General features: G+C 45.6%; 11 protein-coding genes. 6 read left to right on the top strand and 5 right to left on the bottom strand.

Annotated elements, in window-relative coordinates; genetic code table 11:
- The first annotated feature begins 36 nt into the window (after positions 1 to 36).
- The 4 genes from YC6258_RS11250 (at position 37) to YC6258_RS11235 (ending at position 4,844) form a co-directional block, all read left to right on the top strand.
- Positions 37 to 1,293, top strand: a complete 1,257-nt coding sequence (locus tag YC6258_RS11250) for an extracellular solute-binding protein (RefSeq protein WP_044617081.1) — start codon at positions 37 to 39, stop codon at positions 1,291 to 1,293.
- A 101-nt stretch (positions 1,294 to 1,394) separates the two neighbouring features.
- Positions 1,395 to 2,333: a carbohydrate ABC transporter permease gene (locus YC6258_RS11245; protein WP_052830219.1), complete on the top strand. Its 939-nt coding sequence runs from the start codon at positions 1,395 to 1,397 to the stop codon at positions 2,331 to 2,333.
- Positions 2,334 to 2,376: 43 nt separating this feature from the next.
- Positions 2,377 to 3,231, top strand: a complete 855-nt coding sequence (locus YC6258_RS11240; protein WP_044619960.1) for a carbohydrate ABC transporter permease — start codon at positions 2,377 to 2,379, stop codon at positions 3,229 to 3,231.
- 5 nt (positions 3,232 to 3,236) lie between these two features.
- Complete coding sequence (locus YC6258_RS11235) at positions 3,237 to 4,844, top strand: glycoside hydrolase family 43 protein (RefSeq protein WP_044617080.1); 1,608 nt, start codon at positions 3,237 to 3,239, stop codon at positions 4,842 to 4,844.
- 463 nt (positions 4,845 to 5,307) lie between these two features.
- Here YC6258_RS11235 and YC6258_RS11230 read toward each other — a convergent pair whose 3' ends face one another.
- The 3 genes from YC6258_RS11230 to YC6258_RS11220 form a co-directional block, all read right to left on the bottom strand.
- On the bottom strand, positions 5,308 to 5,754 hold the full coding sequence (locus YC6258_RS11230; RefSeq protein WP_169748956.1) for a regulatory protein RecX: 447 nt from the start codon (positions 5,752 to 5,754) through the stop codon (positions 5,308 to 5,310).
- A gap of 74 nt (positions 5,755 to 5,828) precedes the next feature.
- Positions 5,829 to 6,875 (bottom strand): recombinase RecA, encoded by a 1,047-nt coding sequence (gene recA, locus YC6258_RS11225; protein ID WP_044617078.1) that lies wholly within the window; start codon positions 6,873 to 6,875, stop codon positions 5,829 to 5,831.
- Between the two features lie 73 nt (positions 6,876 to 6,948).
- The gene (locus YC6258_RS11220; protein ID WP_245627040.1) at positions 6,949 to 7,473 is read right to left on the bottom strand and encodes a CinA family protein; all 525 of its coding nucleotides are present in this window, start codon (positions 7,471 to 7,473) and stop codon (positions 6,949 to 6,951) included.
- Between the two features lie 43 nt (positions 7,474 to 7,516).
- On the opposite strand from YC6258_RS11220, the gene mutS reads away from it, so the two are divergent.
- On the top strand, positions 7,517 to 10,084 hold the full coding sequence (gene mutS, locus YC6258_RS11215; protein WP_044617077.1) for a DNA mismatch repair protein MutS: 2,568 nt from the start codon (positions 7,517 to 7,519) through the stop codon (positions 10,082 to 10,084).
- Positions 10,085 to 10,231: 147 nt separating this feature from the next.
- On the top strand, positions 10,232 to 10,555 hold the full coding sequence (gene fdxA / locus YC6258_RS11210; protein ID WP_044617076.1) for a ferredoxin FdxA: 324 nt from the start codon (positions 10,232 to 10,234) through the stop codon (positions 10,553 to 10,555).
- Between the two features lie 81 nt (positions 10,556 to 10,636).
- Here the strand turns inward: fdxA and rpoS are convergent, their stop codons facing one another.
- Positions 10,637 to 11,650 carry an RNA polymerase sigma factor RpoS gene (gene rpoS / locus YC6258_RS11205; RefSeq protein WP_044617075.1) on the bottom strand — a complete coding sequence of 338 codons (1,014 nt, stop codon included), beginning with the start codon at positions 11,648 to 11,650 and terminating at the stop codon, positions 10,637 to 10,639.
- Between the two features lie 74 nt (positions 11,651 to 11,724).
- Complete coding sequence (locus YC6258_RS11200; RefSeq protein ID WP_052830218.1) at positions 11,725 to 12,570, bottom strand: peptidoglycan DD-metalloendopeptidase family protein; 846 nt, start codon at positions 12,568 to 12,570, stop codon at positions 11,725 to 11,727.
- Between the last annotated feature and the right edge of the window lie 166 nt (positions 12,571 to 12,736).

The following is a 12,736-nucleotide window of genomic DNA, read 5'->3' as shown; positions in this document are numbered from 1 at the left end:
CTGATCAAAACAAAAACAATATATCGGGAGTTCGTAATGAAATTTTTGCAATCGCTCACAGCGCTCGCGTTGTGGTCATTTTCGACTATTGCAACCATGTCCCAGGCCGAAACCGTTACCATGTTGCATGAAGAAAACAAACCGGAACAACAAGCCCTTTGGGATCAGTTCGCCCGCGAATTTGAAGCCCAGCATCCTGGAGTCAAAATTGAAATGCAGTATATGGAAAACGAGCAGTTCAAAGCCAAACTGCCAACTCTGCTGCAATCAGATAACCGACCAAACATCTTTTACAGCTGGGGTGGGGGTAACTTTATTGACCGCGCCAAATATGGCGTACTTGATGACATAACAGCCAAAAGCGCAACTCTTAAAGCAACTCTAAGTGAAGGATCATTATCTGCGTTTACGTATAAACAGCATATTTATGGTGTTCCCTACACCCTTGCTCAGGTTGGATTTTGGTACAACAAAGCATTGTTTGCCAAAGCTGGCGTCAAAGGAGATGACATAAAAACCTGGGATGATTTTTTGAACGCTGTCAAAAAACTTAAAAAAGCAGGTGTTACCCCAATTGCTCTCGGTGCAGCTGATAAATGGCCGGCACATTTTTACTGGACGTATCTTGCGATGCGTACCGGCGGAGCAAGTACTTTCAATGCTGCTATGGCCGGTGATATTGATTGGGATAATCCAGACTACGTACAAGCCGGCAAGCTGTTCCAGCAGCTGGTTGCACTGGATCCCTTCCAACCAGGATACGCTGCGGCAACCTATGGAGATGCCTCAGGTAAATTCGGAGATCAGGAAGCAGCCATGCATTTAATGGGCGACTGGGAAATGACTGTTCAAAAAGACAACTCAGCTGACAAACAGGGAATTCCCCGTAATCAGTTGGGCTTCTTTAACTTCCCCAGCGTTAAGGGCGGCAAAGGCAGCGGTAGCGATACCTTAGGGGGCGTTACTGGTTTTGCTTTCAGTAAAGACGGTGGGACAGATACCGCGGTCAAATGGATGGAATATTTTCTGGCCAAGCCGCAGCAAATGAGACTGGCAAAAGCCGGCGTTATTATTCCGGTAGCCAAAGGTGCTGACGATGGTGTTGAAGATCCATTTCGCCAACAAATTGCTGCCAACATTGCCAACGCCCAATGGCATCAGGTCTATTTGGATCAGGCCTTGGGTGCCGACATTGGCGGAACCATCAATGACTTTTCTGCCATGCTGGCAACTGGCGACATAGACGCAAAAGGCGCAGTTGAAATGCTCCAGGAAGCTTGGGAAATGCGCTGACATAAATATGGGCCGGCTCTTACCATTAATCCGGTCCATAACTCTGAAAACGTTCACACTAAACATTTTTCCCTGAGTTAACAAAAAAAGGGCGCTAAGCCATGTCTTCTATAAATTCAAAAGGCACCCCTTGGGCAGCTTTTCAGCAATGGCTGTATACGCGCAACATGGGTAGCCGACTAACAACATTACTCTTTTTCCTGCCTCCGGCACTGGTATTATTTACTTTGTTTGTTGCCATGCCTATTTCAGAAGCCATCTACTACAGTTTCTTTAAATGGAAAGGGCTGACGGCAATTTCTGACTCGGGCGAATGGAACGGCTGGGGTAATTACTTACTGGTATTGAAACATTCAGTCTTTCACACAGCAGTACTGAATACCCTGAAACTCATTGCCGTTTCATTGTGTGTGCAATTGCCGGTTGCCATGGCTATTGCCCTTATGGTTGCGGAGCAAGGGCGCCTTAACAGCCTGTTCCGATTGATTTATTTTTTGCCGTTCATTCTTGCAGATGTTGTCGCCGGCCTTATATGGCGTTATGTCTATGACGGAGATTATGGACTAGTTGGTCAAATATCCAGATTCTTTGGCGCCGAAGGTTACTATCCTCTCGCGGACAAGGATTCTGCTTTCAATGCTATTCTATTGGTAACTATATGGAAATATACCGGCTATCACATGATGATCTATATCGCCGGCCTGCAGGGGATTCCCAGAGATCTGCTTGAAGCAGCCAAACTGGACGGTGCCAGTCGCTGGCAAACCATCATTCGAATCAAACTACCACTAATAAAACACGCTATTCAGTTATCTATATTTTTCAGCATTATCGGTGCTCTACAATTTTTTGAAATGGTCATCCCATTAACCAACGGCGGCCCAGCCAACAGCAGCCATACCATCGTCACCTATTTATACCAATACGGCATTGTCCGCATGCGAGTCGGCTTGGGCAGCAGTGTTGGTGTCATGTTGTTTGTTGCCTGTGTTCTGTTTGCATTCATGTACCAGAAATTCATCATGACCAGGGATGACTGAAATGACCCAATCAAGCATTCACTCAACCACTACGAGAGATCGTATGACTGAAAAACACAAGATTCGTAAATGGCCGCTTCCGTCATTTGCAAAAACATTCAAGCTTACTTTTTTGTTTGCGACATCAACGTTTATTCTGATTCCTTTTTATGCAACGTTTCTCGGAGGTTTTAAGAGTACCGGTGAGTTACGCACCCAACCTTTTTCGCTACCCGAAAAATGGGATCTGAGCCACTACCAACAGATTCTCAGCGATCCATCGTTATGGCAAATGCTGGCCAACTCATTTCTGTATACTTTTCTGACGATCAGCTTCACGCTGTTGATTGCAAGTATGGTGGCCTTCACTTTTTCACACATTCATTTCTTCGGTAAACGCTTTGCCTATTCATATCTGATCAGCGGAATGATGTTTCCTGCCGCCACAGCCATTCTTTCACTATTCATTAAGATCAGGGATTTCGGTTTACTGGATTCTACGATTGGTCTGGTGCTACCTCAGATTGCATTTGGGCTGGCTATGTCAGTTCTGTTTTTCAAATCTTTTTTTGAACAACTTCCCAAAGAATTGTTCGAAGCAGCGATGGTAGATGGTTGTAGTTATCTGCGTTTTTTCTTCCAGATCATCATTCCCCTATCAACGCCTATTCTTGCAACAGTTGGAGTATTTTTACTGGTCAGCAGTTGGAACAGCTACATCCTGCCACTGATTTTGCTCAACTCTCCAGACAAATACCCCTGGACTCTTGGGCTTATGCAGTTTCGCGGCCAGTACAATGTTGAATGGAACCTGGTGCTAGGCTACATCACGGTTACCATTATTCCCGCTATTGTTTTCTTCCTCTTGGCTCAACGCTACATCGTCGCCGGGCTCAGTCAGGGCGCGGTAAAAGGATAATCACCATGACAATACAAGTAACCAATCCAATTTTGCCAGGCTTCAATCCGGATCCATCAATTTGCCGTGTTGGTAACGACTACTATATCGCCACATCGACGTTTGAATGGTATCCCGGAGTTCAAATTTCTCATTCAAGGGATCTTAAGAACTGGCAGATAGTATCCAGACCGCTGAATCGACCAAGTCAATTAAACATGCTCGGCAACCCAGATTCGTGTGGCGTCTGGGCTCCGTGCTTAAGCTATGCCGATGGACAATTTTGGCTGATATATACTGACGTTAAACGACACACTGGAAGTTTCAAAGATGCCCATAATTACCTGGTGACTTGTGATACGATCGATGGTGAATGGAGTGACCCAACCTACCTCAACAGCAGTGGTTTTGATCCGTCACTGTTTCACGAGGATGATGGAACTAAATGGCTGGTCAATATGATTTGGGATTACCGTCCAAACCATAATCGCTTTGGTGGTATTCTGCTGCAACAATATAACCCTCAGATAAAACAACTGACTGGCCCAATCAAAAATATCTATCGGGGTACAAACCTTGGTTTGGTTGAAGGTCCGCATCTATACAAACGTAACGGATATTACTATTTGTTTGTTGCAGAAGGAGGCACGGAATACAATCATGCAGAAACAGTTGCTCGTGCTGATAACTTATTCGGGCCTTATGAAACTATGCCCGGAGACCATCTGTTAACCAGCCGCCTTCATCCGGAAGCGGAGCTGCAGCGTGCTGGCCACGCCTCAATGGCCACCACTCCAGAAGGTTACGATATTCTGGTACATTTATGTGGTCGTCCCATCAGAAACAAAAAAGTCTGCATTCTCGGCAGGGAAACAGCCATACAAAATCTCGTATGGGAAGATGACTGGCCACAACTTTCTCACGGTAGCCAAGTGCCACTAAAGGTTGTTGATTTGCCAATTGAACAAGAACAGCCATTTCCTTCTGCGCCAACGCGTATCAACTTTGACCAGCCAACTCTGGACATTCGCTGGCAGTGGCTACGAACCCCCTATCCTCAGAACTTTATCTCACTAACTGAAAGGCCTGGCCATTTACGCCTGAAAGGTCAGGAATCCGTCGGCTCTGTTTTCAATCAATCACTATTAGCAATACGACAGACAGATTTCCATTTTCAGGCCCAAACGCAACTGGAGTTCAGCCCCGCTGATTTTCAGCAGCAGGCAGGACTTATATGCTACTACAATACGCACAAGTATCATTATCTCTATATCAGTCATGATGAAACACAAGGGCGCCATCTTGGTATTATGAGCTGCATGGCCGCAATGGACTGGCAATCAGAGTTTCCTGAGTCTCAAATGCTCAAGCAGATTCCCATTCCTCAGACAGGTCCCCTCTCACTACGAGCGACAATGGAAAATGATACGTTGCTGTTTTCCTGGTCAGCGGACGAAAAACACTGGCACCAAATAGATGTCGTTCTGGATTCAAGTATCCTTTCAGATGAAGCAGGACTCGGTGCTGGATCCAACTTTACCGGCGCGTTTGTAGGATTAAGCTGTCAGGACCTCTCTGGCCAGAAGCGCCATGCTGACTTTAAGTATTTTGAGTACCTGGGGTTTGATCAATAAAACATAGAGAGGTTCATGGAATGTCGAAAACACATTACTGGTCATGAATGACAACACTTATAAAGACCTGGCCCAAATGTCGGCCAGGTTAATAATGTTGGTATTAAAAATAATGGCTTAAATCGTTTTATTACTGAGAAAGGAGTAATGAATACATTTATTTTCATGCACTTGTCTGAGTGAACTCGTGTTTTAACAACTCAGTGGTCTGACACAATATTTCCCTGGCTTCTTTATTTTCGGCAGGTACATTTTGTCGCAAATGTCATATTCAAACACGCCTGATAGCTCGCTTTAAAAATAAATTTATAGATTAAGACTTAAGAAGTGGCCCTATCTGTATCTTCGACGCTTATTTCAGAGAAGGGGCTAAAGTAAGAAAGTATGAAAATATACTGAGAATATTGTCCACCTCCTTATTGAGGTGGAAACCAAACAAAATGCAGATCGATCTCAGAACAACTTATATCCCAAGCTCTGCCAGAGCACTATCGATGTGATCGAAATTGAAACCCCGACTATTCAGAAAGCGGGTAATTTTTATTTTTCCCTGCTCATCACCAGCAATGGTTAACCATTTTTTCTGTGCCACTGAACTTGCCATTCGCCCCCATTCAAACTCAGGCTGGGCAAGGGCTTCCCGTACAAGTTGTTCACTAACTCCCTTGCCAGCAAGTTCCCTGGCAATCAATAGGGGCCCTTTACCTTTATGATACCTGGAGCGAGTCCAGGCATCTGCCATTCGTTCATCTGACTGAAGCCCAGCACTTTTCAGCCTCTCCAGCACATCTTCTACTTGTATATGACTGCAATCAGGAAAATGCGAACTAAGCTTCTGATAAAGCTCTTTCCGGCTGTACTCTCTCCTAGCCAGTAATGATAAAGCATAGTTCCAGGGAGTTTTATTCATTCTCATTCAACTAAAAAAAGCAGGCGTAATCAGCCTGCATAAAACCAGCTTGCCAAGCTGAGCTAAGAACCAACTTATTCGATTTCTTCCACTTCCGCTTCCGCTTTTTCTGCGCTCACAGAAGCACCTGCAACACCACCAAGCACCTGCTGACGAATCAATGTTTCTATTTCCTGACCAACTTCCGCATTCTCTTCCAGGAAACGAGCAGCATTTGCTTTGCCCTGGCCAATCTTATTACCTTGATAGCTATACCAGGCACCTGATTTCTCAACTAAACCAAGTTTAACACCCCAGTCCAAAACCTCACCCAAGCGATAAATGCCTTTCCCATACATAATCTGAAAATCGGCCTGTTTAAATGGCGGGGCCACTTTATTTTTCACAACTTTAACCCGGGTTTCACTACCAACTACTTCTTCGCCTTCTTTTATGGTACCTGTACGACGAATATCCAGACGAACAGAAGAATAAAACTTCAGTGCATTTCCACCAGTAGTGGTTTCAGGGGAGCCAAACATAACTCCAATTTTCATTCGGATCTGGTTAATAAAAATGACAAGACAGTTGGCATTTTTAACATTTCCGGTAATTTTTCTCAGTGCCTGAGACATCAAACGTGCCTGCAAACCGACATGCGTATCACCCATGTCACCTTCAATTTCAGCCTTTGGCACCAAAGCCGCCACAGAGTCGATAATCAACACATCAACAGCATTTGATCGTACCAGCATATCGGCAATTTCAAGTGCCTGCTCTCCGGTATCTGGCTGAGACACCAACAAATCAGAAACATTCACCCCAAGTTTTTCAGCATATATTGGGTCAAGCGCATGCTCTGCATCCACAAACGCACAGGTACCGCCCTGTTTTTGCGCCTCAGCAATAACCTGTAGGGTCAATGTGGTTTTACCTGAAGACTCTGGTCCGTAAATTTCAACAATCCGCCCTCTGGGAAGACCACCAATACCCAATGCCACATCAAGCCCTAAAGATCCGGTGGAGATGGCTGGAATCTGAACCCTTTCCTTGTCTCCCATCCTCATGACAGAACCCTTGCCAAATTGACGTTCTATTTGTGACAGAGCGGCTGCCAAGGCTTTTTGCTTGTTGTCTTCCATAAAGATCTCCAGTGTTACGGGCACACAAATACTGTAAATTTGACCAGTATTCTACACATGTATTTGTCTTTGGCTAGCCCTGGTTAGAAACTTCTTGTAAAAAAATACTGAGCTGCAACAGACTCTGCTCGATCGTCTGCTCACGAATATCCTCTCTGCTTCCTTCAAACAGATAACGTCGCGTCTCAATCTTATCGTTAATACTCCAGGCCATCCACACGGTTCCCACCGGCTTTAGCAACGAGCCTCCCCCCGGTCCTGCTACACCGGTAACAGCAACCGCACACTTAACACCGGTCCGATAAACCAGACCACTCACCATATGCCTTGCAACTTCTTCACTAACAGCACCGTATTGCATAAGGCTTTCTTCAGGCACGCCCAGTAAATCAGTCTTGATACGATTGGAATAACTGATAATACCGCCTTCAAACCATTCCGATGAGCCGGCCATTTCTGTACAAAGTTTGCCAATGCCACCACCAGTACAGGATTCCGCTGTCATCAATGTCCATTGAAGACGCTTTAGCTGCGCGGCCAAGATATCCAATATGGGCATTTTTCTGTTCTCTGCACTCGCACCCAGATTTGTATTCACTTACCATCTCCGGCGTTTTTTTGAATTGTAACGAAGGATCATTATGTCCCGAGACATTGAACAACACACCCCCATGATGCAGCAATATCTGAAAATCAAGGCAGAGCACCCCAAGCAGATTGTGTTCTACCGGATGGGGGACTTCTATGAACTGTTCTTTGACGATGCCCGTGAAGCCGCTCAACTCCTGGATATCACTCTTACCGCCCGAGGAAAAACGGCTGGCAAACCAATCCCTATGGCTGGTGTACCTTATCATGCCGCAGAGGGCTATTTGGCCAAACTGGTTAAAATGGGACGATCCGTTGTAATCTGCGAACAGGTGGGCGACCCAGCAACCAGCAAAGGCCCAGTAGAGCGCAAGGTCACCCGGGTACTGACTCCTGGCACATTAAGTGATGAGGCATTCCTCAGCGAACGGAATGATAATCGGGTCTGTGCTCTGGTTGCCCATGAGGGGGCCATTGGTCTGGCACACATGGAGGTCAGTTCCGGTCACTTTGCGGTCATCATGATTGAGCACCCTCAGCAGTTGGATACCGAACTGTTTCGATTGAAACCAGCAGAGATTCTGATTCCGGAAGGCTTCGACCGTCACTTGATTACAACGGATAACAGTGCCATTCAGGAAACCCCGGTCTGGCATTTTGACCTCGAAACATGTCAACGCTTGCTATGCACTCAATTTCGAGTGAAGGATTTATCAGGCTTTGGTATTCAACATCTGCCTTTATGTGTGAAAGCTGCTGGAGCGCTGCTGCAATTTGCTCAAGAAACCCAGCGCAATCAACTGCCTCAAATTCGGGGAATATCGCTTGAGAGTACAGATGACTCACTGATTCTTGATCCAACGGCCCGCCGTAATTTGGAAATTGACGAAAATCTTCGCGGTGACGAAGTATATACGCTGGCTTGGGTATTGGATCAAACGAAGACGGCCATGGGAAGCCGCACGCTTAAGCGCTGGCTAAATCGCCCCCTCAGAAATGTTCAACAAATTCAACAGCGGCTCGATTTTATTGATCAGATCAGCCAGAGCTATCTGTATGAAAACATCCAGGAAGCACTGAAAAAGATCAGTGATATAGAAAGGTCACTGACCCGCGTTGGCATGGGTTCCGCCCGCCCGAGAGACCTGACCCGCATCGCAGAAGCGCTGCAACAGGTTCCACATATCCAGGAATTACTGAAGGATCAGAACAGCTCTCTGGCCAACACGCTTAAACTGGAGATTCAGCCACATACCGATATTGAGCAACTCATCAGCCATGCCATTATTGAAAATCCGCCGTTGCTTGTCCGTGATGGCGGAGTGATTGCCACAGGTTATGATGAGGAGCTGGATGAACTGAGGGCCATGTCCGAAAATGCAGGCTCGTTTCTACTGCAACTGGAGCAGACCGAGCGGCAAAAGACCGGACTCTCCAGCTTGAAAGTAGGTTATAACCGAATTCATGGCTACTATATAGAAGTCAGCAAAGGTGCCCAGTTTGAAGTTCCAGCAGAATACACTCGCCGGCAAACACTCAAAAACGCCGAGCGCTACATCACTCCAGAGCTGAAAGCATTTGAAGACAAGGCTCTGTCAGCGAAAAGCCGGGCACTCAGTCGTGAAAAAAGGCTATATGAAGAACTGCTGCAGACAATTGCCACGTCACTGGCCGGCTTGCAGCAGACAGCCAGAGGTCTGGCAGCCCTGGATGTACTGTGTTGTTTTGCAGAACGAAGCGAGACACTGAATCTTTCCCGCCCAGAACTGTCCCAGCAGCCAGGGATATCGATTAAAGGCGGGCGCCACCTGGTCGTTGAGCAGATTACAGATATTCCATTTGTTCCTAACGATATTGATTTGCACGAACAACGCCGCTTATTGGTAATCACCGGTCCGAACATGGGTGGTAAGTCAACTTACATGCGGCAGGTTGCACATATTGTTCTATTGGCACACTGTGGTTGTTGCGTACCCGCAAGCTCGGCTGTGATTGGTCCGGTAGACCGGATTTTCACTCGTATGGGATCAAGCGATGATATCGCTTCTGGTCGATCCACGTTCATGGTTGAGATGACAGAAACAGCCAATATTCTCCACAATGCCACTTCAAACAGTCTGATTCTGATGGATGAAATTGGTCGTGGCACTTCGACATTCGATGGTCTTTCACTGGCCTGGGCTGCTGCCGAATATCTGGCGACAGAAGTTAAATCCATGACTCTGTTTGCCACTCACTACTTTGAAATGACAGAACTACCTGACACCCTCCCTTATTGTACGAATGTACATCTCGATGCCACGGAGCATAAAGACGAAATTATCTTTATGCACAAGGTACAGGAGGGACCTGCATCAAGGAGTTTCGGTTTGCAGGTGGCACAACTGGCCGGAGTGCCTGGCTTGGTCATCAGCAATGCCAAAAGCAAGCTTGAAGTACTGGAAAACAAAGACGTTGTCACAACGACTCGTTCCAATGCTCCAGTACAAAATGATTTGTTTGCCAGTTACTCAGACCACCCGGCCTTATCTTTTGTCGAAACCATCCAACCGGACAATATTTCACCCAGAGAAGCGCTGGACATTCTGTATCGGATCAAAGCTTTGACAAAAGAAAAGTGAAGACACTTATAGATAAAAGTTCTAGTCAATCTTAATACTTAAAAAGGCGGCGGGCTTGGCATTAATGCTTAGGCTACCTACAATAGCCGCCTCATTCCGGCAGGTTAGAGAAAACCTGATATATCGAATACTTGGAGAGGAAAATAAATGGCATTCGTTGTGCTCGACAACTGTATTAAATGTAAATACACCGACTGTGTCGAAGTCTGTCCGGTAGATTGCTTCTATGAAGGACCGAACTTTCTGGTGATTCATCCAGACGAGTGCATTGATTGCGCCCTATGCGAACCAGAATGTCCTGCGGAAGCGATCTTATCTGAAGATGAAGTACCGGCAGATCAACAGGAGTTTATTGCGCTGAATGCCGAACTGGCAGAGATTTGGCCAAATATCACAGAACAAAAGGACCCCATGCCTGATGCCAAAGAATGGGATGGTGTACCAAATAAACGGCAATACCTGGAAAAATAAGCAACAAAACGCTTGTGAGTGTTCACCAGATATAAAAAAACCGCCAGAAAGGCGGTTTTTTTATATCTGAATAAATTAATCTCAGGGATTAAACAGAGACACACCTGACAAGCCTTGTTTTTCAAGAATATCACGCAGCCGCCGTAAAGCTTCCACTTGGATCTGTCTGACTCTCTCCCGGGTAAGCCCTATTTCGTGACCGACTTCTTCCAAGGTGTTTGTTTCATACCCACGCAACCCGAATCGGCGGGCAACCACTTCGCGTTGTTTCTCAGACAACTCATCGAGCCACCCATTAATACTGGCTCGCAAGTCTTCATCCTGTAACAGTTCGCACGGATCACTGACCTGATCATCCGCGACAGTTTCAAGAATGCTTTTTTCAGAGTTTGGACCAATTGGCGTATCAACAGAGGTCACCCGCTCATTCAGACCCAGCATATGCTTAACATCTTTGACGGGTTTATCCAGTAACTCGGCAATTTCTTCAGCTGTAGGTTCGTGATCGAGTTTTTGAGTTAACTCTCTGGACGCACGCAAGTATATATTCAGCTCTTTAACCACATGAATAGGCAGACGAATGGTTCTGGTCTGATTCATGATCGCGCGTTCAATGGTTTGTCGAATCCACCAAGTGGCATAAGTAGAAAAGCGAAAACCTCTTTCAGGGTCAAACTTTTCAACCGCTCGGATCAACCCCAGATTACCTTCTTCAATCAAATCGAGAAGAGACAACCCACGATTGATATAACGACGGGCAATTTTAACAACCAGTCGAAGGTTACTTTCTATCATCCGCTTACGACCGGATTCTTCACCCTTTTGAGCCAGGCGGGCGAAATAAACTTCTTCTTCAGGGCTAAGTAGTGGTGAAAAGCCAATTTCATTCAGATACAGCTGCGTCGCATCCAAAGAACGCTGAACAGCACCATTCTGACGACTTTCTGCAACTGCATTTTCAAAAGCATCGTCGTCCGTATCAGAATCTGCCAGTTCATTATCAGATTCATAGTCTTCGACTGACTCATAAGTGCCAGTAGAGAAAAAATCATAAGATTCATTTAAGTCTGATTCGAATTCCCTAATCGCTGCCATGATTATGGGTCCCCTGTGCTAACGCCAAAATCCCATCAGAAGAATATCTGATGCCTCTTAACCCACTCGAACACTCACCTGGCTGGTAAATACTTGAGCGGATCCAACGGCTTCCCTTCCATGCGGATCTCGAAATGCAAAATGGATTGCTTTTCGCCCCCACTAGATCCTATTTCGGCAATTGTCTGCCCAGCTTTAACCGTATCCTGTTCTGCTACCAGAATACGGCCTGTGTGTGCGTATGCTGTTAGAAACTGTTCGTTATGTTCAACAATAACCAAGTTGCCATAACCTCGTATCCCTAACCCTACAACGACCACTTTGCCGTCTGCTGCTGCATTTACAGGTTCTCCAAATTCACCCTTAATATCAATACCTTTAGCGGTAGACGATCCAGCTTTATAAGTTCGCACTATATTCCCATTTACAGGCCAAACCCACCGTATTTTCTGCGTTTTCGGCTCTGGAGCGGCAGAAGATGATGTGCCATTTTTTTGACTTTTAGGCTTATTTACAGGGACGGTACCAGAAACGGTACTGGGCTTTTCCGTAACAACACTGACTTTTGGAGGGTAAACACCAGGTGTTGAGGATGTTATTTTTAGAGAGAGTTTCTGACCTGGATAAATAGCGTAAGACGAATCAATGTTGTTAGCGCCCGCTAACTTGCGGTAATCCAAGTCATGAGCTAGAGCAATAGAGTACAGCGTATCATTGGGTTTAACAGTGTAAGAGTCTTTGTTAGTCTTTTTTGTTGATTCTGTTACGGGTTTGGTTGTGTAAACCCTGGGGCTCGTTTCATAGTACGTATAGGCTGCATTATTGATACAACCCGTAACGATCAACGATAAACTGAGAAATGCACAACGTTTTGACGTTCTTCCAATTTTTTTTTGAGAACCAGTTCTCAGAAAATGCATCTAAATCTCTACAATCTCTATAACATTATTTATCAAAAAAATTACATTCAAGGGAATATAAAGGCTTATTTTAATAACATACTATTCTTAAAAAGATCAAAACCAGGTTTTTCTTCATTTATCAGCACCTTACCGCAGCGCTACCTATGGTCTCCAGACGGCATAT

The organism is Gynuella sunshinyii YC6258 (assembly GCF_000940805.1).
In the GTDB taxonomy this organism is placed as follows: Bacteria; Pseudomonadota; Gammaproteobacteria; order Pseudomonadales; family Natronospirillaceae; genus Gynuella; species Gynuella sunshinyii.
Note: the sequence above shows the minus strand (reverse complement) of the source record. Positions and strands in the feature narration are given on the sequence as shown.

Excerpts from the sequence above, each read along its gene's own strand:
- YC6258_RS11250 (WP_044617081.1), top strand. The coding sequence starts at position 37 with ATGAAATTTTTGCAATCGCTCACAGCGCTCGCGTTGTGGTCATTTTCG.
- YC6258_RS11245 (WP_052830219.1), top strand. The coding sequence starts at position 1,395 with ATGTCTTCTATAAATTCAAAAGGCACCCCTTGGGCAGCTTTTCAGCAA.
- YC6258_RS11240 (WP_044619960.1), top strand. The coding sequence starts at position 2,377 with ATGACTGAAAAACACAAGATTCGTAAATGGCCGCTTCCGTCATTTGCA.
- YC6258_RS11235 (WP_044617080.1), top strand. The coding sequence starts at position 3,237 with ATGACAATACAAGTAACCAATCCAATTTTGCCAGGCTTCAATCCGGAT.
- YC6258_RS11230 (WP_169748956.1), bottom strand. The coding sequence starts at position 5,754 with ATGAATAAAACTCCCTGGAACTATGCTTTATCATTACTGGCTAGGAGA.
- recA (WP_044617078.1), bottom strand. The coding sequence starts at position 6,875 with ATGGAAGACAACAAGCAAAAAGCCTTGGCAGCCGCTCTGTCACAAATA.
- mutS (WP_044617077.1), top strand. The coding sequence starts at position 7,517 with ATGTCCCGAGACATTGAACAACACACCCCCATGATGCAGCAATATCTG.
- fdxA (WP_044617076.1), top strand. The coding sequence starts at position 10,232 with ATGGCATTCGTTGTGCTCGACAACTGTATTAAATGTAAATACACCGAC.
- rpoS (WP_044617075.1), bottom strand. The coding sequence starts at position 11,650 with ATGGCAGCGATTAGGGAATTCGAATCAGACTTAAATGAATCTTATGAT.
- YC6258_RS11200 (WP_052830218.1), bottom strand. The coding sequence starts at position 12,570 with ATGCATTTTCTGAGAACTGGTTCTCAAAAAAAAATTGGAAGAACGTCA.